This window comes from Halobaculum litoreum (assembly GCF_030127125.1).
GTDB classification, from domain to species: Archaea; Halobacteriota; Halobacteria; order Halobacteriales; family Haloferacaceae; genus Halobaculum; species Halobaculum litoreum.
Genome location: NZ_CP126156.1, coordinates 868,262 through 889,057 on the forward strand (window position 1 = coordinate 868,262; position 20,796 = coordinate 889,057).

Annotated in this window: 19 protein-coding genes and 4 pseudogenes; 2 read left to right on the plus strand and 21 right to left on the minus strand. The window is 70.8% G+C overall.

The genetic code is table 11. From position 1 onward, the window contains the following. Nucleotides 1-26: 26 nt before the first annotated feature. The 7 genes and pseudogenes from P0R35_RS16575 to P0R35_RS04650 form a co-directional block, all read right to left on the minus strand. On the minus strand, nt 27-200 hold the full coding sequence (locus P0R35_RS16575; protein ID WP_284014044.1) for a molybdopterin dinucleotide binding domain-containing protein: 174 nt from the start codon (nt 198-200) through the stop codon (nt 27-29). A 112-nt stretch (nt 201-312) separates the two neighbouring features. Beyond that, nucleotides 313-375, minus strand: a pseudogene (locus tag P0R35_RS16580) (hypothetical protein); the annotation flags it as partial. An 82-nt stretch (nt 376-457) separates the two neighbouring features. Beyond that, nucleotides 458-2,224 (minus strand): annotated as a pseudogene (gene fdhF / locus P0R35_RS16585) (formate dehydrogenase subunit alpha); the annotation flags it as partial. Nucleotides 2,225-2,531: 307 nt separating this feature from the next. Beyond that, nucleotides 2,532-3,377 (minus strand): annotated as a pseudogene (locus tag P0R35_RS16590) (2Fe-2S iron-sulfur cluster-binding protein); the annotation flags it as partial. After that, entirely contained in the window at nt 3,374-3,883 is a 510-nt protein-coding gene (locus tag P0R35_RS04640; RefSeq protein ID WP_284014045.1) for an NADH-ubiquinone oxidoreductase-F iron-sulfur binding region domain-containing protein, read from the minus strand. The pseudogene P0R35_RS16590 and the gene P0R35_RS04640, both read right to left, overlap by 4 nt. Further along, entirely contained in the window at nt 3,880-4,332 is a 453-nt protein-coding gene (locus tag P0R35_RS04645; protein WP_284014047.1) for a hypothetical protein, read from the minus strand. Before P0R35_RS04645 ends, P0R35_RS04640 begins: the two co-directional genes overlap by 4 nt. Further along, nucleotides 4,329-4,865, minus strand: coding sequence for a hypothetical protein (locus P0R35_RS04650; RefSeq protein WP_284014048.1), 537 nt, complete (start codon nt 4,863-4,865; stop codon nt 4,329-4,331). Before P0R35_RS04650 ends, P0R35_RS04645 begins: the two co-directional genes overlap by 4 nt. 197 nt (nt 4,866-5,062) lie before the next feature. Between P0R35_RS04650 and P0R35_RS04655 the strand changes: the two genes are divergently transcribed. Next, nucleotides 5,063-6,232 (plus strand): CobW family GTP-binding protein, encoded by a 1,170-nt coding sequence (locus P0R35_RS04655; protein ID WP_284014049.1) that lies wholly within the window; start codon nt 5,063-5,065, stop codon nt 6,230-6,232. 3 nt (nt 6,233-6,235) lie between these two features. Here the strand turns inward: P0R35_RS04655 and P0R35_RS04660 are convergent, their stop codons facing one another. After that, nucleotides 6,236-6,385: a hypothetical protein gene (locus tag P0R35_RS04660; RefSeq protein WP_284014050.1), complete on the minus strand. Its 150-nt coding sequence runs from the start codon at nt 6,383-6,385 to the stop codon at nt 6,236-6,238. An 87-nt stretch (nt 6,386-6,472) separates the two neighbouring features. On the opposite strand from P0R35_RS04660, the gene P0R35_RS04665 reads away from it, so the two are divergent. Continuing rightward, nucleotides 6,473-6,604 (plus strand): hypothetical protein, encoded by a 132-nt coding sequence (locus tag P0R35_RS04665; RefSeq protein ID WP_284014051.1) that lies wholly within the window; start codon nt 6,473-6,475, stop codon nt 6,602-6,604. A gap of 87 nt (nt 6,605-6,691) precedes the next feature. On the opposite strand, the gene P0R35_RS04670 is transcribed toward P0R35_RS04665, so the two are convergent. The 13 genes and pseudogenes from P0R35_RS04670 to P0R35_RS04730 all read right to left on the minus strand — a co-directional run bounded on the left by P0R35_RS04670 (nt 6,692) and on the right by P0R35_RS04730 (nt 20,696). Next, complete coding sequence (locus P0R35_RS04670) at nt 6,692-7,852, minus strand: glutathione-independent formaldehyde dehydrogenase (protein WP_284014052.1); 1,161 nt, start codon at nt 7,850-7,852, stop codon at nt 6,692-6,694. Between the two features lie 83 nt (nt 7,853-7,935). Further along, a complete protein-coding gene (locus P0R35_RS04675) occupies nt 7,936-9,060 on the minus strand; it encodes a Gfo/Idh/MocA family protein (protein WP_284014053.1) in 1,125 nt (374 codons plus the stop codon). A gap of 18 nt (nt 9,061-9,078) precedes the next feature. Then, complete coding sequence (locus tag P0R35_RS04680) at nt 9,079-10,047, minus strand: sugar phosphate isomerase/epimerase family protein (RefSeq protein WP_284014054.1); 969 nt, start codon at nt 10,045-10,047, stop codon at nt 9,079-9,081. Nucleotides 10,048-10,155: 108 nt separating this feature from the next. Further along, nucleotides 10,156-11,244, minus strand: a complete 1,089-nt coding sequence (locus P0R35_RS04685; protein ID WP_284014563.1) for a hemolysin family protein — start codon at nt 11,242-11,244, stop codon at nt 10,156-10,158. Between the two features lie 85 nt (nt 11,245-11,329). Beyond that, a pseudogene (locus tag P0R35_RS04690) lies at nt 11,330-12,414 on the minus strand (Gfo/Idh/MocA family protein). Between the two features lie 64 nt (nt 12,415-12,478). Then, nucleotides 12,479-12,673 carry a DUF8005 family protein gene (locus P0R35_RS04695; protein ID WP_284014055.1) on the minus strand — a complete coding sequence of 65 codons (195 nt, stop codon included), beginning with the start codon at nt 12,671-12,673 and terminating at the stop codon, nt 12,479-12,481. 2 nt (nt 12,674-12,675) lie between these two features. Then, nucleotides 12,676-13,854 carry an ABC transporter ATP-binding protein gene (locus P0R35_RS04700; protein ID WP_284014056.1) on the minus strand — a complete coding sequence of 393 codons (1,179 nt, stop codon included), beginning with the start codon at nt 13,852-13,854 and terminating at the stop codon, nt 12,676-12,678. A 7-nt stretch (nt 13,855-13,861) separates the two neighbouring features. Continuing rightward, nucleotides 13,862-14,797: a carbohydrate ABC transporter permease gene (locus tag P0R35_RS04705; RefSeq protein ID WP_284014057.1), complete on the minus strand. Its 936-nt coding sequence runs from the start codon at nt 14,795-14,797 to the stop codon at nt 13,862-13,864. Continuing rightward, nucleotides 14,794-15,729: a carbohydrate ABC transporter permease gene (locus P0R35_RS04710; RefSeq protein WP_284014564.1), complete on the minus strand. Its 936-nt coding sequence runs from the start codon at nt 15,727-15,729 to the stop codon at nt 14,794-14,796. Before P0R35_RS04710 ends, P0R35_RS04705 begins: the two co-directional genes overlap by 4 nt. Before the next feature lie 133 nt (nt 15,730-15,862). Then, nucleotides 15,863-17,347: an extracellular solute-binding protein gene (locus tag P0R35_RS04715; RefSeq protein WP_284014058.1), complete on the minus strand. Its 1,485-nt coding sequence runs from the start codon at nt 17,345-17,347 to the stop codon at nt 15,863-15,865. A 145-nt stretch (nt 17,348-17,492) separates the two neighbouring features. Next, on the minus strand, nt 17,493-18,557 hold the full coding sequence (locus P0R35_RS04720; protein WP_284014061.1) for a TrmB family transcriptional regulator: 1,065 nt from the start codon (nt 18,555-18,557) through the stop codon (nt 17,493-17,495). Nucleotides 18,558-18,609: 52 nt separating this feature from the next. Next, entirely contained in the window at nt 18,610-19,587 is a 978-nt protein-coding gene (locus P0R35_RS04725; RefSeq protein WP_284014565.1) for an aldo/keto reductase, read from the minus strand. A 140-nt stretch (nt 19,588-19,727) separates the two neighbouring features. After that, nucleotides 19,728-20,696 carry an aldo/keto reductase gene (locus P0R35_RS04730; protein ID WP_284014566.1) on the minus strand — a complete coding sequence of 323 codons (969 nt, stop codon included), beginning with the start codon at nt 20,694-20,696 and terminating at the stop codon, nt 19,728-19,730. Nucleotides 20,697-20,796 lie beyond the last annotated feature (100 nt).

Genomic DNA, 20,796 nt, shown 5'->3' on the forward strand with positions numbered 1-20,796 from the left:
CGAAAAGCTGTTTCGACGCCCCGGCGTCACTCGTCGGTCGGGACGCCTTCGCCGTCGACCGGCGTCGCCCGGACGCTGGCGACCTTGTACTCCGGGATGCCGCTCGTCGGGTCGAAGTGCTCGGCGGTGAGCCGGTTCACGGCGCTCTCGGCGAAGTGCATCGGGACGAACAGCACGCCGTCGCCGGGGCGGTCGCTCACCTCGGCGCGCACCTCGATGGCGCCGCGGGCCGACTCCACCCGGACGCGCCCCCCCGTCGACGATCCCCAGCCGGTCGGCGGTCGCGGGGTTCACCTCGACGAACGCCTCGCTCACGTGGTCGACCAGCCCCGGCACCTTCCGGGTGAGCGTCCCCGTGTGCCAGTGGTACAGCACCCGACCGCTCGTGAGCGTTAGGGGGGTACTCCTCGCTCGGGAGATCGCCCGGCTCGCCCGTGTCGGCGGGGACGAACCGCGCCTTCCCGTCGTCGAAGTTGAACTCCTCGTCGTACAGGTACGGCGTCCCCGGGTCGTCGGCGTCGCGGCACGGCCACTGGAGGCCGCCCTCCTCGCGGAGGCGGTCGTGGCTGATGCCGCCGTAGATCGGCGCGACCTCGGCGATCTCGTCCATGACCTCGGCCGGGCGGTCGTAGTCCCACGCCGGCCCCTCGTGGGCGATCCGGCGGGCGAGCGACTGGACGATCCGCCAGTCCTGGCGCGCGTCGCCGGGCGGGTCGGCCGCCTTCCCGACCAACTGGACGCGCCGCTCGGTGTTCGTCACGGTGCCCACCTTCTCGGAGACGGCCGACGCGGGGAGCACCACGTCGGCGTACGCCGTGGTCTCCGTCTCGAAGATGTCCTGCACGACGAGGAACTCGAGCGCCTCCAGCGCCTCCTCGGCGTGGGAGACGTCGGGCTCCGACAGCGCGGGGTTCTCGCCCATCACGTACAGCCCCTCGACGGTACCCGCGAGAGCCTCGGTGAACACCTCGGGCACCTTCAGCCCGACCTCGCCGGGCGGGCGGACGCCCCACGCGTCCTCGAACTCGTCGAGCACGGCGGGGTCGGTCACGTCGCGGTAGCCCGGCAGCGAGTTGGGGAGCGTCCCCATGTCGCCGCCGCCGCCCTGCACGTTGTTGTGGCCGCGGAACGGCGACACGCCCGCGCCGGGCTTGCCGACGTTGCCCGTGACGAGCGCCAGATCCGCGAGCGCGAGGACGTTCTGCGTGCCGTGGCTGTGTTGGGTCATCCCCATCGCCCAGCCGAACACGACCGAGTCGGCCGTCGCGACGGTCTCGGCCGCGCGCTCCAGTTCCTCGGCCGGGACGCCGGCGAGGCGCTCGACCTCGTCGGGCGTGAACGGCTCCACCTTCTCGACGAGCGCGTCGAAGTTGCGGGTGCGCTCGGCGACGAACTCGGCGTCGTGGAGGTCGTTGGCGACGATGTAGCGGATCAGCCCGTTGATCCACGCGACGTCGTAGCCGGGCGTCGTGCGGACGTACTGGCTCGCGTGCTCGGCGATCTCCACCTTCCGGGGGTCGAAGACTACGAGGTCGGCGCCGTCGTGGACGTTGCGCTTGATCCGCGTCGCCAACACCGGGTGGCTCTCGGTCGTGTTCGACCCGGTGATGAGGTAGGCGTCGGCCTCGCCGATGTCCTCGTTGATGCGGTTCGACATCGCGCCGAACCCGAGCGTCTGTTTCAGCGCCGCGACCGTCGACGAGTGGCACAGCCGGGCGCAGTTGTCGACGTTCTTCGTGCCCAACACCGTGCGGGCGAACTTCTGCAGCAGGTAGTCCTCCTCGTTCGTGCACTTCGAGGAGGCGAACGCCGCCAGCGCGTCCGGCCCGGACCGCTCGCGGATCGCCTCGAACCCCTCGGCGACCCGCGTGAGCGCCTCCTCCCACGACGCCGGGTGCAACTCGCCGTCGTCGCCGCGGACCAGCGGCGTCGTCAGCCGCTCGTCGGAGTCGGCGTACGCGAAGCCGAACTTCCCCTTCACGCAGGTGGAGAAGTCGTTGGCGGGCGCGTCCGCCGGGTCGTCGGTCGGCACCACCCCGAGCAGTTCGTCGTCCTTCGAGACGAGCTGGAAGCGGCAGCCGACGGCACAGTAGCCGCAGGTGGTCTCGGTGAAGTCGACGCCCCGCAGCCGGCGGTCGGCGACGCGGTCGGCGATGTCGAACAGCCACCCCTCCTTCAGCGTGCTCGCGGCGATCGACTCCGCGGTGTGCTCGCCCGCGAGCATCGCGGACCGACCCGCCTCGCCCGCCTTCCGTCTCGCCCACCGCAGCGCCGCCGCGAGGCCGTCGCGCTCGGCGCGCTCGTGGGTGGGGAGGGACCGTCGTCGCCCCCTCGCGCCGGCGCCGCCGGCCGCCGGTCTCGCTGGTCGCGCGGGCGGCCTTCTCGGCGTCGGCCCGCAGCGACTTCCCGACGCTGTTGGCGTGGGTGAACCCCGGGATGGGGAGCGTCGCGATGCCCGCCAGCCCCTGTTCGGTGAGCGAGCCGGTCGGACACACCGTCGCGCAGTGGCCGCAGGAGACGCACGCGGAGTCGGCCATCGTCTCGGCGTCCGACTGGAACCCGATCTCGGTGTCCTCGCCGGTGCCCTCCACCCGCAACACGCCCGACACCTGCACGTCGTTGCAGGCGTCGACACAGCGGGTGCAGGTGATGCACTTGTTGCGGTCGATCTGGATGAACGACGAGGTGTCGTCGAGCGGCTCGTACGCGCTGCGCTCGTCGAACACGCCGAACCGCGGCTCGTGGACGCCCGTCTCGATGGCGGCGTCCTGCAGTTCGCAGCGGCCGTTCTGGTTGCAGGTGGTACACCGGAGGTTGTGGTCCGACAACACCAGATCGAGGTTCACCTCCCGCGCCTCGCGGGCGTCGGCGGCGTCCGTGCGGACCGCGACGCCGTCCTCGACGGGCCTGGAACACGCCGCCACCAACTCGCCGTCGGCCTCGACGGTACACGTCCGACACGTCGAGCGCGGCCCGATGTCGTCCGAACAGTCGCCGCCGTCGCGGTCGTACGCGCACAGCGCCGGCACGGTGCCCTCGTACGGGACCCGCTCCATCGCGTCGAGGAGCGTCGACCCGGCGGGCACCGACACCTCGGTCCCGTCGACGGTGACCGTCACGGCGTCGCCCGCCGCCGCCGGCTCCGGCGTCGCGGCGTCCTCGCTCCCTCGCCGCACGAACAGGCGCCGCCGCAGCCGCCCGCGGCTCGCGTCTCCCCTCGCGGGTCGATCGGCGGGTCCGAGGCCGTCCCCGGCGTGAACGTCTCGGTCAGCGGCGTCGACGTGCGGGGGTCCGCCACCTCGGGGACCCGCGGGAGCGGCCCGGGCTCCTCCGGCTCGCCGTCCGCGTCGTTCGCGTCGTCGGCGCTCACAGCTCACACACCCCCGGGGCAGCGGCCGTCGGCGTGGGCGCGCAGGTCAGCCTCGAAGTCGTCGAGGGCGGTCGCCAGCGGCCGGGCGGCGTCGACGCCGAAGCCGCACAGCGACGTGCGCGCCATCGTGCGGGCCAGTTCCCGGAGGCGGTCGTCGGGGAACTCGCCGGCGTACACCCGCCTGAGCAGTTCGTGCGCGCGGACGCTCCCCGTCCGACACGGGACACAGCGCCCGCAGTTCTCCTCGCGGGCGACGCGGACCCGGCGGCCGGCGACGACCACCGGACACGCCCCGCCGGGGCCGTCCTCGTACGCCTCGACGGAGCCGTTCGTCCCCAGCCCCGCCCCCGTCAGCGCCGGGGCCGACACCGGCGTGTCGAGGTCGCGCGTCAGTCCGCCGAACTGCCCGCCGACGCAGGCGAACGCCGCCCGATCGCCGTCGCCGAGCGCCCGCGAGAGGCTCGCGTCCGTCGCCAGTTCGACGGTTCGGCGGTCGGGGCCGACCACCGTCACCAGCCGGGTGCCCGGGTCGGCCGCGTCGGGGTCGAGGTCGGGATCGTCGGGGAGGCGACGGCTCGCGCGACCGCCGCGAGCGTCCGCGGCGTGTGGACGAGCGTCGGTCGCTCGAACAGGCCCCACGCTTCGGGGCCCGGCGGGCGGCGCCGCGCCTCGACCCGGTCGGCCCCCTCCAGCGCCTCCAACAGCGCCGTCGGCTCGCCCGTCATGTACGCCGCGTCGGCGACCGCCACCTCGACGGTCGGGCCGCCCGCGCCGGCCACCGCGTCGCCGGCGGCGCGGACGCGGTCCGCGAGCACCGGCTCGCCGGTCGGGAGGGCGACGACCACGTCGGCGGCGTCGACGACGCGGGCGGCGAGCGCGGCGCCCGCGAGGACCCGTCCGGCGAGGCTCCCGACGAGCAGCCGGTCGGCGTCGACCTTCGGGTCCGCGTCGAGCGCGTTCACGACCACGACGGGGTCGCCGTCGGCGTCGCGGGCGGCGCGCCAGCCCCCGCGACCGGCTCGTCCCGCCGGGCGTCGCCCCACCCCCGACCGCGGAGGCCGAGCGCGGCGCACGACGCCAGCACGTCGTCGCCGTCCGCCGCCGGCACGTCGACGGCGACCGGGTCGACCCACCCGGCGCCCCGGAGGGTCCGTCTGACGCCCGCCGACAGCGGCCCGTCGCCGACGGGGAAGTCGCCGGGGGCCGCGTCGTGGTCGACGACCGCGTCGGCGTCGTCGGCGGGGAGGGCGCCCTCGGAGAGGACGCTCACCCGCGCCGCCGCCCCGTTGGGGTCGACCGCGCGGTACGTCGCGGTGCGGCCCCCGGGTGATCGCCACCAGCGGACCGTGGACCGTCCCGGGCGACCCGACCGCGCGAACCGAGACCGGCGCGTCGACGGCCTCGGCGGCACGCCGCGCCGCCGCGAGACGTCGCGCCCGCCGGCGGCGTCGAACGCGACGCGGACCGTCGCGGCGTCCGTGGGGGAAGATGACACACCGTGTCGTACCCCGGATTCGTCCAAAAGCGTTCGGGTGACTGAACGGTCGAACCGTCGGGTTTCGCCGGATGTCGGCCCGCTATCCACCGGGTGTGTACATCGACGGAGGCCCCGACGCGACCGCCGTCGACGTGGGTTCGCACGACGCTGTGACGCGGTCGGCCAGCTATGTCGCCGGCGCCGAACGGGCGCGTATGGACACCGACGACCGGATCCCGGTCACGCTGCTGTGCGGCCCGCTGGGCGCGGGGAAGACGACGCTCGTCAACCGGCTGGTGGCGAACCCGGGCGACCGGCGGCTCGCGGTCGTCCTCAACGACATGGGCGAGGTGAACGTCGACGCCGCGACGGTCGAACGCGAGAGCGAGGACGGCGTGGTCGACCTCTCGAACGGCTGCATCTGCTGTCGCCTCGGGGACGACCTCGTCGCGGAACTGCTCGACCTCGCCGACCGCCGGGAGTTCGACCACGTCGTGATCGAGGCGTCCGGGGTCTCCGAGCCGCTGCCGATCGCCCGCACGCTCACGGCGGCCGGCGAGGGGGGCGACCCCACCGAGCGCTTCCGGCTCGCCTCCGTGGTCGCCGTCGTCGACGCCTACGGCTTCTGGAAGGCGTTCGACCCCGAGGCCGGCCTCCCGGCCGACGCCCCCGAGCCGGAACGGCCGCTCGCGGAGGTGCTGGTCGACCAGATCGAGTTCTGCGACCGCCTGCTGCTCAACAAGTGCGACCTCGTGCCGGACGACGCCCTCGCCGCCGTCGAGGCGGCGATCCGGGAGCTGCAGCCGCGCGCGCCGATCCACCGCACCGCCGAGTCGGACGCCGACCCCGAGGTCGTCCTCGCGGGCGACTCCTTCGACTTCGACGCCGCGCGCCGCGCGCCCGGCTGGAGGCGTGCGCTGGCCGCGGGCCGGGACGGGGACGACGCGGCGGGCGCGGCGGCGTCCGGGGATCACGGCGGCCGCGGCCACGCACACGACCACGGGGACGTGCCCGCCGCGGTCGCCCACGGCGTCGAGTCGGTCGTGTACGAGCGCGAGCGCCCGTTCGACCCCGAGCGGTTCGCGGCGTGGCTCGCCGACTGGGACGGCCGCGTCGTCCGCGCGAAGGGGTTCGCCCACGTCGCGAGCCGCCCGGACACGGTGATGGGACTGAGTCAGGCCGGCCCGGTGGTCCGGTTCGGGCCGCTGGGCGAGTGGGGCGACGACGAACCGCGGACGCGACTCGTGTTCATCGGCCGCGGCGTCGACGACGGGTCCGTCGAGGCGGCGCTCGACGACTGTCTCGCGGCTCGGGGGGATTCGCCGGCGCGCGCGGACCCGGACGCCGACCCGTTCCCCGTCGAGCGGCGACTCGACCGCGAGTGAGGCTCACAGCACCTCCTCCCGGAGGTCGTCCCACTCCTCGTGGAAGCCGTACGTGGCCGTGCTCCCGCCGCCGGTCGCCCGCCGGTACACGTCGTCGTACCGCAGGAGGGTCGTCCAGCCGTCGTGGAAGCTGTAGTCGCAGTACTGGCACACGCGACCTGCTTCGTCGCTGTCGTGTTTATTGTTGGTGTGTACACAGCTACCACGTGTGTTCATATCGCTCCGCCTACTGGCCGGGTTATGGCCACGGGAATCAGCGGGGCGTGTGAACAGTGCGACTGGTTCTACCTGGGAACCGGCTACCCGGAAGTGACGAAGGCGTACCACGACCACCTCCGCGAGGAACACCCGCGGACGTGGCTCCGGCGCTGAGCGGGTCGGCGCCGAGCGACCGCGCGCGGAGAACGGGGACCGAGGGTCGCCGGCGACCGCCGCCGGCCGCCGCGAGCGGGCGCGGCGCTACGGCTCGAGGAGGACCTTCGTGACGCCCTCCTCGCGGTTGTCGAACTTCTCGTACATCTCGGGCGCCTCCTCCAGACTCACGCGGTGGGAGACGACCCAACTCGGGTCCGCGCGCCCCTCGATGATGAGGTCGCGCAGCTGCCGGTTGTACTGCTTCACGTTGCACTGGCCGGTCCCGAGCTTCTGTCCCTTCTCGAACAGCTTGCCGAAGTCGATGCCGAGGCGACCCTGCGCGGCCATCTCGTCGGGCGCGCCGGGGTCCGAGGGGACGTACAGCCCGGGGATCCCGAGTTGGCCCGTCGGACGGACGACCTGCACGAGTTGGTTCAGCACGACCGCCGGGTTCTCCCGCGCCGGGTCGTACGCGTCCGAGCCGGGGTCCGTGTCCGGGTCGATCGCCTGGTAGCCGACGGCGTCGACGCCCTTGTCGACCTCGCCGCCGTGCTGTTGGGTGATCTGGTCGACCGGGTCGCCCTCCTCGAAGTTGATCCCGGTGGCGTCGCAGTGCTGTTCGGCGAGTTCGAGCCGGCTGGGCACGCGGTCGACGACGTAGATCTCGGCCGCGCCCTTGATCTTGGCGCTGTAGGCGGCCATCAGCCCGACCGGCCCCGCGCCGAAGATCGCGACGGAGTCGCCCGGCTGGAGGTTCGCCAGTTCGGTGCCGTGCCACCCCGTCGGGAAGATGTCCGCCAGCAGGGCGAACGCGTCCTCGTGTTGGTCTCCCTCGGGCAGTTTCAGCGCGTTGAAGTCCGCGTACGGGATGCGGAGCTTCTCCGCCTGTCCCCCCTTGTACGGTCCCATCGCGACGTAGCCGTAGGCGCCGCCGGCGAAGCCGGGGTTGACGTTGGTACAGAACCCGGTGTAGCCGTTTTCGCAGTTCTCACAGAAGCCGCAGGCGACGTTGAACGGCGCGACGACGCGGTCGCCGACCGCCAGCGTCGACACGGCGTCCCCGACCTCCGTCACGACCCCCATGTTCTCGTGGCCGAACACGATGCCGGCCTCCGCGGCCGTCCGACCCTCGTACATGTGGAGGTCCGACCCGCAGATACAGCTGGTCGTGATGTCGATGACGACGTCGTTCGGGTGTTCGATCTCCGGTTCCTCGACGTCCTCGATGGCCACTTCCTTCGGGCCCTTGTAAACTACTGCTTGCATTGTCCGCACCCGATCCTCGCGGCCGGTTCACATCACTCCGCAAGCAGGTTCCAACGCCGCCCGAAATCGGCGGCCGGCGGCGCTCACGCGAGGTCGACGCGGACGCCGTCGGCGTCCGAGCGCTCGACGGCGTCGAGGACTCGCTGCACCTCGTACGCGTCCTCGAAGTCCGGGCGGAACGCCTCGTCGTCGCGGACCGCCGAGAGGAACTCGTAGTTCTCGTGGACGAACGTGTGCTCCCAGCCGATGACGTGGCCCGGCGGCCACCAGTGGTCGATGTACGGGTCGTCCTCGTCGGTGACCAGCACCGTCTCGTAGCCGCGGTCGTCGCCGGTCATCACCCGCAGTTCGTTCAGCCGCTCCAGCGAGAACTCCAGACTCCCCTTCGAGCCGTGCACCGCGATCGTGTGGTCGTTCTTGTGCCCCTCGGTCACCCGGCTGGCCTCGAACGTGCCCATCGCGCCGCTCTCGTACGTCACCTGCGCCGAGTACGCGTCGTCGACGGTGACCGGGCGGGTCTCGTCGGCGTCGCCCTCGACGGGGCGCTGTTCCGTGAACGTCCGGAGCTGTCCGGACACCGACGCGGCCTCGCCGACGCGGTCGCCGACGAGGAAGCGCGCGAGGTCGACCGTGTGCGCGCCCAGATCGCCGAGCGCGCCCGACCCGGCCAGCTCCTCGTCGTTGCGCCAGCTCCACGGCGCCTCCGGGTCCGACAGCCAGTCCTGGAGGTACCGCCCGCGGACCTGCCGGATCTCGCCGAGTTCGCCGTCGTCGATCAGCCGCTTCGCGTAGCGGATCGCGGGGACGAACCGGTAGTTGAACGCACAGCCGACCGGGACGTCCGCCTCGCGGGCGGCGTCGCGCATCCGCTCGGCGCCCGCCAGCGTCGGCGCCAGCGGCTTCTCACAGAGGACGGGCGTGCCGGCCGCCAGCGCGGCTACGGTCGGCTCGACGTGCAGGTGGTTCGGGCCGAGGTTGTAGAACGCGTCCACCTCGTCGACCACGTCGCGCCAGTCCGTCGCGGTGTGGGCGAAGCCGAGCGTGTCGGCGGCCTCCGCCAGCGCCGCCTCGTCGCGGCCGATCACGGTGTGTCGCTCCGTCTCCGGCGCGTCGTCGAAGAACATGGGGAGGCGGTCGAGCGCGTTCGCGTGCGCCTTGCCCATGAAGCGGTACCCCAGCACGCCGATCCGGATGGGTTCGTCTGTCATGTCGTGGTCACCTCGCGGTCACTCCGCCCAGTACGCCTCGCCGGGGCTCGTCTCGAACACGGCGCGGTCGAGCAGGTCGACCGCCTTCTCCAGCCCCTCGCGGGAGGAGGTGAGCGAGTCCTCGTGCTCGATGGAGAGCGCGCCGTCGTAGCCGACCATCCGGAGCGTGCTGACGAGGTCCTTCCAGTGTTCCTCGCCGTGGCCGTAGCCGACCGAGCGGAACAGCCACGAGCGGTTCCGCTCGTCGGTGTAGTCGGTCGTGTCGAGCACGCCCTTCTCGCGGGCCTGCGACTCGTACACCTTCGTGTCCTTCGCGTGGACGTGGTGGATGGCGTCGTGCTCGCCGAGCAGGCGGACGGCCTCCGTCACGTCGATGCCCTGCCAGTAGAGGTGCGAGGGGTCGAAGTTGGCGCCGACGCGCTCGTTCGTCAGTTCGCGCAGCTTCAGCATGCCGTGCGGCTCGTACACGAGCATGTTCGGGTGCATCTCGATGGCGAGGTCGACGCCGTGGTAGTCGGCGTGGGCCGCCAGGTCGGACCAGTACTCCTCGGCGACGCCCCACTGGTAGTCGTGGGCGTCGGCGTGCGCCGTCGGCCACGGCGCGGTGACCCAGTTGGGCACCTCGTCGTTCGGGCCGCCCGCCGGCAGGCCGGAGAAGCAGGTGACGGTGTTCACGTCGAACGCGTCGGCGAGTTCGACCGCCTCCCGGAGTTCGCGGTCGGCCTCGGCGGCCGTCTCCGCGTCCGGGTGGAGGGGGTTGTTGTGGGTGGCGAACGCGCTCACCCGCAGGTCGTGTTCCGCGAGGTCCGCCCGCAGCGCCTCGCGGGCCGCCTCGTCGGCCACCAACGCCTCCCGGTCGGTGTGTGCGGAGCCGGGCCACCCCCCGACGCCGAGTTCGACCGCGCTCACGCCGATGCCCGAGAGGTACTCGAACGCGTCGGCCCGCGATTCGCCGCCCAGCGGCACTGTCAGTACGCCGATGTCCATGCTCGCGGTTTGTACTACACACCGAATAAATCTGTATGTCGCCGCGGCCGGGCCGCCGGGCGGGCGGCCGCCGTGCGGTCCCCGCCCCGGCCTGAAGCGCGCCGTCACCTACGCGGTGGGGCCGTCCGGTTCGTTCGCGCCGGCCGCGCGGTCGAGGGGGTCCTCGAGTTCGCCCATCACCTCCTCGAAGGCGTCGGTGGCGGTGAGCAGGCCGTGGATCTCCCCCTCCGAGACGACGAGCGCGAGCTCCTGTCCCTCGACCTGGAACCGGTCGATGGCGTCGGCCACGCTGGTCGCGGGCGCCAGCGTCATCGGCGGCGTCGCAAGCGCCGCGAGGTCGACGCCGTCGTCGGTGAGGTCGTCCGTCTCGCGGATCACCGACGGCACGTACACGGTGCCGACGAACTCCTCGCCGTCGTCGCCGAGCAGCGGGAACCGGGTGTGGGGGTGTTCGCGCATCCGCTCGAGGTTCTCGGCGGCCGTGGCGCCCGTCGACAGCGTCACCATCTCGTCGGCCGGCACCATGATCTCGGCGACCGTGCGGTCGCCGACGCGGAGGGCGTTGACGACCTCCTCGCGGCGCTCGTCGGCGATCTCGCCCTCCTCGAGCGTCGACGACAGCTTCCGGCGGAGGTCCGCGCGGCTCTCGATGGCGTCCTGCTCGGTCTCCAGCCACGCGCCCGTCATCTCGACGCCGAACAGCTTCAGCGTCGCCTTCGCGATCCAGTCGCCGAAGGTGATCACCGGCGAGATGAGCTTGTGGAAGTAGTACAGCGGCGTCGCGCCGTAGCGGGACACCAGCCGCGAGCGCTCGACGCCGAGGTACGTCGGCGTCTGCTCGCCGTGGGTGAGGTGCAGGAGGTTGATGATGAGGAACCCGAGCAGGGCGCCGGCGCCGACCGACGCCAGCCCCGTGTTCGCGAACACGGGCTCGAACAGCGCCGCCAGCGCCGGTTCGGCGACGATGCCGACCGCGATACTCGACGCCGTGATCCCCACCTGACAGGTGGTGAGGTAGATCTCGAGGCTCTGTGTCATCTCCCACGCCCGTTCGAGCGCGGGGGTGCCGCCGACGAACTCCTCCTCCGTGAACTGTCGCGCCCGGGTGAGCGCGAACTCGATCGCGACGAAGAACCCGTTCGCGAGGATCAGCCCCAGTCCCGCGACGAGTCGCAGCACCACCTCGGCGCTCCCCATCGCTGTCGTGACCATCGGCCTCCCGTTGCGCCCGGGGGATCAAAAGTCGGACGGCTGATCCGACCGCGGCGGACGGTCGGCGCGGTCAGCCGTCGAGCCGGACCGCGCGGCCGGTCTCGGTCGACCGGTAGATGCCGTCGATGACGCGCTGGACCGTCAACGCCTGTTCGACCGTGTTGCGGGTCGGCTGTTCGCCGGCCTCGACGGCCTCGAGGAACGTCGCCTGCTCGGCGCGGTGGGTGTTCACCTCGCGCGTGTCGACGTCCGTGTCGGTGAGGTGGTGGCCGCCGCCGACGCCGTTCTCGTACAGCGTGAGGTCGCCGCTCCCGCGGTCGAAGTGTGCGCCCGCGTCGGTGCCGCGGACGTAGAAGTCGTTGTTCTCCGGCCGGTTCGTCGCCCACGCCGCCTCGAGCGAGATCGTCGCGCCGTCGGCCGTGCGGACGAACGCGGACACGGAGTCGTCGACGTCGAAGTCCTCCGGGCCGGAGTCGTCGCCCCACATGTCGATGAAGGTGTAGTCCTCGCGGTCGCCGAACTCCGAGCGCGCGACGCCCGAGACCTCGACGACCTCGGGGAAGTCGAGGAAGTACAGCGCCAGGTCGAGGGCGTGCACGCCGATGTCGATGAGGCTGCCGCCCCCCGACACCGCCTTGGTCGTGAACCACGAGCCCCGGCCGGGGACGCCCCGACGGCGCACGTAGTTCGCCTCGACGTGGGTCACGTCGCCGAGGCGACCCTCCGCCTGGTAGTGCTTCAGCACTTCGACGGGCGCGGCGAAGCGGTTGTTGAACCCGACCATGCAGATGCCGTCGGCGTCGGCGGCCGCGTCCGCGATCCGCTCGGCCGACTCCAGCGTGTGCGCCAGCGGCTTCTCCAGCATGACGTCGAGCCCGCGTTCGAGCGCGCTCACCGCGTACTCCTCGTGGAAGCGGTTGGGCGTGGTGATCAACACGGCGTCGACGAGGTCGAACAGCTCGTCGGCGTCCTCGAACGCGTGTGTGTGTCGAAGCGCTCGTAGAACCGTGCCCGCGCGTCGGCGTCGACGTCCATGCCGCCGACGAGGTCGGCGCCGAGCGCCTCCAACTGTTCCGCGTGGTGGTGGCCGATCCCGCCGAGCCCGACGATGCCGACGCGGACGTCGGACGGGTCGAAGCCGTCGACGAGGGTCATCGGCGCACCCCCCCTACTACTCGGAAGCGAGTAATTCATCTCGGTCGCACGAACGAGGGGGTGGTCAGTATAGTTGTCGTTCCTGCTCCTCCCGCTCGCGTTCCGCCTCCGCCTGCTCCTTCTTCGCGCGGCGGCCGCGGAGGAACTGCCGTGCGAGCGGCAGGAACCGGTTGCGCCCGTCGCGGGCGAGCGCGTACAGCCCGTACACCCACGGGACGAACAGCATCGTCACCGCCGCGAGGTACAGGGCCTCGACCATCCTTACTCGGCCTCCTCGCTTTGGGCGTCGGCGGCCGAGGCGGACGCGCGCGAGACGCCGTGGGTGATCGCGAGACTGGTCGAGTCGTCGAACAGGTGGATCTTCGCGCGGTCGAGCACGACCTCGACGAGGTCGCCCTCGGTGAGGTCGCTGTCGGGGGAGACGCTCATCAGCAGACTGTCGTCGCCGGCGGCGGTGCCGCCCATCCCGCCCTCGTTGTCCTCGTCGAGCATGAGGTACACGAAGATCTCGTCGCCCATCGGCTCGAGGACGTCCACCTCGGCCTCGATGGTCTCGGTGGGGTCGCTCGCGTCGTCGATGAACTCCGTCGGGTACACGTCCTCCGGCCGGACGCCGAGGGTGACCGCGTCGCCGGGCTTCGCGTCGATCCCGGTCGTGTCGAAGCTCACGTCGTAGAACTCCGAGGAGAAGCCGGTCTGCGTCAGCTGACCGGTCGTGAAGTTCATCGACGGCGAGCCGATGAAGCCGGCGACGAACTCGTTGCGCGGCTCGTTGTAACAGACCAGCGGCGGGTCGAACTGCTGGAGTTCGCCCTCGTTGATCACGGCGATGCGGTCGGACATCGTCATCGCCTCCGCCTGGTCGTGGGTGACGTACACGATGGTCGTGTCCAGTTCCTTGTGGAGGCGCTGGAGCTCCGTCCGCATGTGGACGCGCAGCTTCGCGTCGAGGTTCGCCAGCGGCTCGTCCATCAGGAACACGTCGGGGTTCCGCACGATGGCGCGGGCGATGGCGACGCGCTGGCGCTGGCCGCCGGACATCTCGTCGGGCATGCGGTCGAGCATCCCCTCCATCTGGACGATGCTGGCGGCGTTCTCGACGCGCCGGTCGATCTCCTCCTTCTCGTAGTTGCGCAGGCGCAGCCCGAAGGAGATGTTGTCGTACACGTCCATGTGCGGGAACAGCGCGATGTTCTGGAACACCATCGAGATGCCCCGGTCCTTCGGCGGGAGGTTCGTCACGTCGCGCTCGCCGATGTTGACGGTGCCCTCGCTGGGCGTCGTCAGGCCGGCGATCATCTCCATCGTCGTGGACTTGCCACACCCCGAGGGGCCGACGAGGGTGATGAACTCCCCGTCCTTGATGTCGAGGTTCATCTCCTCGACCGCGGTTACGTCCCCGTAGCGTTTCGTCACGTCCTGTAGGTGTACTCGTGCCATTGGTTTGTTACTCCTTGAGTGCGCCGGCGGTCAGTCCGCTGACGATGCGCTCCTGTGCGACCACGACGAGGATGGCGACCGGCACCACCGCGATGATGCTGCCGGCGGCCATCACGCCGTAGGTGACTTGGAACTGGCCCGCGCGCTGCAGGCTCAGCAGGCCCCCGACGATGGGGGCCCAGTTGGCCGGTTGGCCGTTGTTCATCAGCTGGCTGAAGAAGAACTCGTTGTAGACGGAGATGAAGGTGAGCACCCCGGCCGTCGCCACACCGGGCGCCGACAGCGGGATGATCACGCGGAACAGCGCGCCCAGCCGGGTCGTCCCCTCGACGCGCGCCGCGTCCTCCAGTCCGTCCGGGATCTGCCCGTAGAACGTCGTGAGGATGAAGATAGACAACGGCATGAACAGCGAGCTGAACGGGAGGATCATCGACCCGGGCGTGTTGTACAGACTCAGCCCGGGCACGACGTTCCCCGTGAACAGCTGGTACAGCGGCAGGAAGAACGCCGCCGGCGGGAAGTAGCTGATCGCGAGGATCAGCAGCATGAGCGGCGTGCGGCCGGGGAACTGCAGTCGGCCGAACACGTACCCCGCCAGACTCGCGAGCAACAACACGACGGCCGTCGTCGACAGCGCGAGCACCAGGCTGTTGAACATGTACCGCAGGAAGTTGACCCGGTCGAACACGTCGAGGAAGACCTCGAAGCGCGGCGCGGTCGGGAACAGCGCCAGCGGCGCGTTCTCCGGCGTCAACGCCAGCACGAGCAGGAAGTAGAACGGGAACAGCGTCGTCGCGAGGAAGAAGATCGTCGCGACGTAGAACATCGCGCGGTACGCCTTCTGGGGCTCTTTGATCGTCGAGGCGACCCACCGCTGGAAGGGGCCGCGCTTCAGCTCCGGTTCGCCCTGTACGCCGCCGTCCGTGCGCGTGTCCCTGCTCATGCCATCTCACCTCGCGCGTAGCCGACGATGTAGATCGACACCACGACGCCGATGACCGCCGCCGTGATGAACGCGATCGTCGCCGACGACCCGAGTAGCCGTTGGTTGAACGTCGTCACGACCAGACACGACAGCGACGGCACCGTCGTACACCCCGCGACCGTCTCGATCAGTCCGTAGATCCGCATCGCCTGGATGGTGCGGAACAGCATCGCGACCAGCACCGTCGGCAGGATGATCGGCAGGGTGATCAGCTTGAAGCGCTGCCACGGCGACGCGCCGGAGACCCGCGCCACGTCGTACAGGCTCCGGTCGATCGACTGCATCCCCGCGAGGATGAGCAGCGCCATGAACGCCGTCGTCTTCCACACGTCGGCCACGATGACGATCATCGTCGCGTCCTGCGCGTTCGCCAGCGGCGTGACCGACAGCAAGCCGAGTTGGTTCAGCAGCGCCGGGTCCTCCGCGGTCCCGACGAGGAACCCGATGTTCGGCTGGAACATCAGGAAGAAGATCATCCCCTGGACGACGATCGGGATCGCCCACGGGAGGATGATCGCGACCCGGACCCAGCGGCGACCGCGGAAGTCCTGGTCGAGGATCAGCGCCTGCACGAACCCGATCACGGTCTCGAACGAGACGCTGATGACCGTGAACAGGATCGTCACGGCGAGCGCGCTGTTGAACAGCGCCTGCACCGTGAGCGCCTGCGGCAGGAACGGCGACGGTAACAGCGCCGTCCGCTGCCCGGTGATGATGGCTACGTAGTTGTCCAACCCGACGAACTGCCCGACGCTCGCGGCGGCGAAGCTGTCGGCGAACAGCGACAGCCGCAACGTCGACAGCAGCGGCCAGAACGCGATGACCGCCAGCAACAGCATCGCCGGCGACAACAGCAGGTACGCGTACTGGGTTTCGGACAGGTTCTCCATCCAGCGGACGGCGCTCGCGTACGCGCCGGTCCGCGTCCCGCCGGACAGATCCCCCGTTTCTTGTTCTGTGCTCATGCGTCTTGCTAACCGTTGTTCATGATCGTAATAAGTGTGATGCGAGAGCGGGGTCGGTTTACGCCGAGCCCTCGATCTCCTCGAGCGACGACTTGAGGTCGCTCATCGCCTGCTCGGGCGTCTTCTCCTGGCGGAGCGCGTTGTTGACCTCGCTGGCGATCTGCGTCGACTCCTGCGTCCACACGGTGGTCACCGGACGCGGGAGCGTGTTGTTCGCGGCCACCTCGAGGCTGTCGACGTAGCGACCGATGATGTCGAGGCCGCGCGTCTCCTCGGTGTTGATGAGGTTCGGGAGCGGGGGGATCCACCCGCCGATCTCGGCCATCCGCAGCCGGACGGACTCCTCCTGCAGCGCCTGGAACAACTGCAGCGCCGCGCGCTTGCGCAGGTCCGACGCGTTCGGGTTGAGCGTGAGGTGCCACCCGCCCTGCGCGGCCGTCGTGCCGCCGATGGAGCTGTACTCGGAGTCCTCCTCGCTGACCGCGTACGGCACCGGCATGACGCCCAGGTCCTCGCCGAAGACGTCCTCGGCGCCGTTGATGTTGATCGAGTACGGCCAGTTACGCAGCGCGACCGCGTTCCCGTTCGTGAAGGGTTCGCGGGCGGGCTCCTCCGTGTACTGGACGACCGCCTGCGGCGAGATGTCCGCGTAGCCGTCGAGCGCGACGTCGTCGTCGGAGCCGTAGATGAACGTCCGGAGCATCCGGATGGCGTTGACGACGCCCTCGCCGTCGACGGTGATCGGTCGGTCGCCGACGGGGCCGAAGTAGTTCTCGAACTCGCCGAAGTACGAGCCGCCGTGCGAGCCCATGAACTCGATGAACGAACAACACGAGAGGCCCTCGTAGGAGGACCCCTGCCAGAGGAACCCGTTCTGGGTGCCCGTGGCCTCCTTGACCTCGGCGACGGTCTGGGAGAACTCGGACCACGTCATCGGCTCGGTGGCCCACGTCTCGAAGTCGTCGTCGCTGTAGCCCGCCTCCCGGAACAGGTCCTTGCGGTACTGGATCGTCGGCAGGTCGATGAACAGCGGGACGCCGAACAGGTCGCCGTCGGCGTTCTGGGCCGTCGCGACCATGTTCTCGATGTAGTTGTCCTGGATCTGGCTCGTGAGCGAGTCGGGCAGCGCCGAGCTCAGGTTCGCGAGCTGGTCGCGCGCGATGAACGGGATCGTCCACCCGTTGTCCATCATCAGGACCGTCGGGCGCTCCTGTCCGGCCGACAGGATCTGTTGGTACTGCGACTGTCGGTCGTCGGTGGTGAACGAGCCGGCGAGGAACTCGACCTCGATGTTCTCCGGCATGCCGCCGTCCTCGCGCAGGGTCTGGACGATGTCCTCCTGCGCGTTCGCGAAGTTCGAGTCGGCCGCGATCTGGATGGTCACGTCCTCCTCGGGCGGTTCGGTGTCGATCGGGTCCGACCCGCCGCCGCCGCCCCCGCCGCCGCCGAGACAGCCAGCCAAGCCGAGCGCGGCACCTGACGCCCCAGCAGCGGCGAGGTACTCCCGCCGCGATACGCCGTTCCGTGTCTTGTCGTCAGACATCGCCCGCTCATAGGGAACAATCGTTAATATAGGCTATGGGCTTTACAACACCTGTTGTTAACGAGCAGGTCGCTACGCGGCGCCGGGGCGCCGTGCGTCCACACCCCTCACGTCAGGTCGCAGGGACATATGTGCGACGGCCGACTCACGCGGTCGGTCCGTCGAGGAGCGTCAGCCGGGTGCCCTCGACGTCCTCGACGATGGCGCCCCAGCCGCCGACGCTGACCCGGTCGCCCTCGACGTCCACGTCGACGGTGACCTGGCCCGCCAGTTCGAACCCCGAGTTCGCCTCGTCCGCGAACGGGACGCGCACGTCGACGACGGTGCCCTCGACGGTGCAGGGGTCCCCCGTCACGGTGTCGTGTCCGTCGACGCGGATCCGGACCGGCTCGTGCTCCCAGTCGACCCGGCGGAGGTAACGGACGAGGTGACGCACGTCGAGGTACTCGCGGGGGAGGCCCTCGCCGGCGGCGTCGTACACCGTCTCCCACGGCTCCCACAGACAGGTGAGGAAGTACCAGTAGAACACGTACGTGTGCGTCCGGTCGTTGACGAGCACGCCGTAGCGGTCGTACGAGTCCGGGTGGTGTGCGAACGACGCCTGTCGGCGGTCCGCGAGCGCGACGAACGGCGCCGGCAACGGCCGGTGGCGCGCCTCCAGGCAGAGCCCCTCGAACTGCTCGGGGTCGGGCACCGCCTCGCCGTCGCCGGTGTGGACCGACACCCTGACCGAGACGCCGCGCTCGGTCGCCGCGCGGAGCGCGGGCGCCAGCCGGCCGAGGTTCGCCGTCGTCGTCGACAGCAGGATCTGGTGGGTCGCCTCCTCGATGAACGACTCCGCCCGCTCGATCACCGTCCGGAAGCGGGTGACGATGCTCGCGCCCCCGGCCTCCAGCTCGGGCTGTTCCCACCGGTCCTCGACCTCCTCGGCGGCCGCCTCCAGCCGGTTCGCGCGCCCCCGCAGGTCGTCCAACACGATCGACGGGCTGTGGGCCCGTGCGCGCAGCGACCCCTCCTCGTACGTCTCGATGTACTCCAACTCCTCCAGCGTCCGCAACACGTCGTAGATCCGCGGGGCGGGCACCCCGCTCGCGTCGGCCACGTCCGTCGCGGACGCGGTCCCCAGATCCAACAAGGCGACGTACGCGGCCGACTGGTACGGCGAGAGGCCCGCCGCCTCCAACGTCTCGACGAGCGACTCCGTGTCCATGGACTCCCGCCGTGCGGCACCGGCAAAACCGTACCGTCTGCCGTCCGCCGGGTCAGTCCTTCCCGGGGGCGGGCCACCGCGGCGTCTTCGGCTCGGCGATCCGGGCCACCTCCGCGTCGGTGAGGTCGACGCCGACGGCGCCGGCGTTCTCGCGGAGGTGTTCGCTCGTCCGCGGCCCGATGATCGGCGCGTCGACGACGTCCCGGTGGAGCAGCCACGCGAGCGCGACCTGTGCGGGCGTCGCCGCGCGCTCGGCGGCGACCGCGCGCACGGCGTCGAGCACCGCCCAGTTCTCCTCGGTGAACCGGTCGGCCGTGTACTCGTCCGCGTCCGCGCGGAGTCCCGCCTCCGGCTGGCTGTCGCGCTCGTACTTACCGGTGAGGAAGCCGCCCGCCAACGGCGACCACGGGATGACGCCCACGCCCTCGCCGGCGCACACGGGCAGGAGGTTCGCCTCCTCGTGGCGGTCGACGGCGTTGTACTCCGGCTGCATGCAGGTGAACCGCGAGTAGTCCTCGACGTCGCTGGTGTACAGCGCCTTCGTGAACCGGTAGGCGGTCATCGTCGACGCGCCGATGTAGCGCACCCGTCCCGACTCCACCAGGTGGTCGAGGGCCGCGAGCGTCTCCTCGATGGGGGTGTCGTCGTCCCAGCGGTGGATCTGGTAGAGGTCGATGTAGTCGGTGTCGAGGCGGTCGAGGCTCGCCTCCGCCTGATCGAGGATGTGCTTCCTCGAGAGCCCGCCCCCGTTGGGCCCGTCGTGCATGTCGAAGTACACCTTGGTGGCGAGGACGAGTTCGTCGCGGTCGGCCGAGGCGACGGCGTCGCCGACGATCTCCTCGCTCTCGCCGGCCGAGTAGACGTTCGCGGTGTCGAGGAAGTTGATCCCCAGGTCCAACGCCTCGTGGATCAGGTCGACGCTGGCGTCGCGATCGCCCATCATCCACGGCTCGCCGGAGCCGAAGTTCATACAGCCGAGACAGAGGCGCGAGACCTCCAGTCCGGTGTCGCCGAGGCGCGTGTACGTCATCGCCGGCGTCCCGTCCGCGTCGTCGTCGGTGGTACTCATGCACACGGTGTCGCCGGCGACGGCGATAAGCGTCGGGGGCCGGCGTCGGGACACGGGGACGGGGGACGCGGGAGCGGGGGACGCGGGAACGGGGGACGCGGCTACGCCTTGGGGTAGCGCGGCGACTTCGGCTCGGCGATCCGGTCGACCTGATCCGGCGTGAGATCCACCGACAGGGCGCCGACGTTCTCGCGGAGGTGCTCGCCCGTCCGGGGGCCGATGATCGGCGCGGTCACCACGTCGCGTTCGAGCAGCCACGCGAGCGCGACCTGCGCGGGGGAGGCGTCGACCTCCTCGGCGACCCCGCGGACGGCGTCGAGCACCGCCCAGTTCTCCTCGGTGAAGTAGCTCCGCACCGACTCCGAGGCGGCCCCGCGGGTCCCGTCGGCGGGGCCGGCCCCGCGCTCGTACTTGCCGGTGAGGAAGCCGCCCGCCAGCGGCGACCACGGGATGACGCCGACGCCCTCGCCCTCACACACCTCCAGCAGGTTCGCCTCCTCGTGGCGCGCGACCGCCGAGTACTCCGGCTGCATACACGTGAACCGCGAGTAGTCCTCGACGTCGCTTGTGTACAGCGCTTTCGTGAACCGGTAGGCGGTCATCGTCGACGCGCCGATGTAGCGCACCCGCCCCGTCTCGACGAGGTGGTCGAGCGCGGACAGCGTCTCCTCGATGGGGGTGTCGTCGTCCCAGCGGTGGATCTGGTAGAGGTCGATGTAGTCGGTGCCGAGCCGGTCGAGGCTCGCCTCCGCTTGATCGAGCACGTGCTTGCGCGACAGGCCGCCGGTGTTCGGGCCGTCGCCCATGTCGCCGTACACTTTGGTGGCGAGGACGAGTTCGTCGCGGTTCGCCGAGGCGACGGCGTCGCCGACGATCTCCTCGGACTCGCCCGTCGAGTAGACGTTCGCGGTGTCGAGGAAGTTGATCCCCAGGTCCAGCGCCTCGTGGATCAGGTCGACGCTGTCGTCGCGGTCGCCAACCATCCACGGGCGTTCGGTGCCGAAGTTCATGCAGCCGAGACAGAGGCGCGAGACCTCCAGCCCGGTGTCGCCGAGGCGGGTGTACGCCATGTCGGCCGGGTCGGTCATATCGACTCGCCCGTTCGGGGCGTGAATAAGCGCCGGTGGTCCGCCGGCCGGATGTGTGCAGATCACACGCAGGGAGGCGGCG

Bases quoted from the DNA above. Each gene is read 5' to 3' on its own strand.
- P0R35_RS04655 (WP_284014049.1), top strand. From the start codon at position 5,063: ATGGACACCGACGACCGGATCCCGGTCACGCTGCTGTGCGGCCCGCTG.
- P0R35_RS04665 (WP_284014051.1), top strand. From the start codon at position 6,473: ATGGCCACGGGAATCAGCGGGGCGTGTGAACAGTGCGACTGGTTCTAC.
- P0R35_RS04670 (WP_284014052.1), bottom strand. From the start codon at position 7,852: ATGCAAGCAGTAGTTTACAAGGGCCCGAAGGAAGTGGCCATCGAGGAC.
- P0R35_RS04675 (WP_284014053.1), bottom strand. From the start codon at position 9,060: ATGACAGACGAACCCATCCGGATCGGCGTGCTGGGGTACCGCTTCATG.
- P0R35_RS04680 (WP_284014054.1), bottom strand. From the start codon at position 10,047: ATGGACATCGGCGTACTGACAGTGCCGCTGGGCGGCGAATCGCGGGCC.
- P0R35_RS04685 (WP_284014563.1), bottom strand. From the start codon at position 11,244: ATGGGGAGCGCCGAGGTGGTGCTGCGACTCGTCGCGGGACTGGGGCTG.
- P0R35_RS04695 (WP_284014055.1), bottom strand. From the start codon at position 12,673: ATGGTCGAGGCCCTGTACCTCGCGGCGGTGACGATGCTGTTCGTCCCG.
- P0R35_RS04700 (WP_284014056.1), bottom strand. From the start codon at position 13,854: ATGGCACGAGTACACCTACAGGACGTGACGAAACGCTACGGGGACGTA.
- P0R35_RS04705 (WP_284014057.1), bottom strand. From the start codon at position 14,797: ATGAGCAGGGACACGCGCACGGACGGCGGCGTACAGGGCGAACCGGAG.
- P0R35_RS04710 (WP_284014564.1), bottom strand. From the start codon at position 15,729: ATGGAGAACCTGTCCGAAACCCAGTACGCGTACCTGCTGTTGTCGCCG.
- P0R35_RS04715 (WP_284014058.1), bottom strand. From the start codon at position 17,347: ATGTCTGACGACAAGACACGGAACGGCGTATCGCGGCGGGAGTACCTC.
- P0R35_RS04720 (WP_284014061.1), bottom strand. From the start codon at position 18,557: ATGGACACGGAGTCGCTCGTCGAGACGTTGGAGGCGGCGGGCCTCTCG.
- P0R35_RS04725 (WP_284014565.1), bottom strand. From the start codon at position 19,587: ATGACGTACACGCGCCTCGGCGACACCGGACTGGAGGTCTCGCGCCTC.
- P0R35_RS04730 (WP_284014566.1), bottom strand. From the start codon at position 20,696: ATGGCGTACACCCGCCTCGGCGACACCGGGCTGGAGGTCTCGCGCCTC.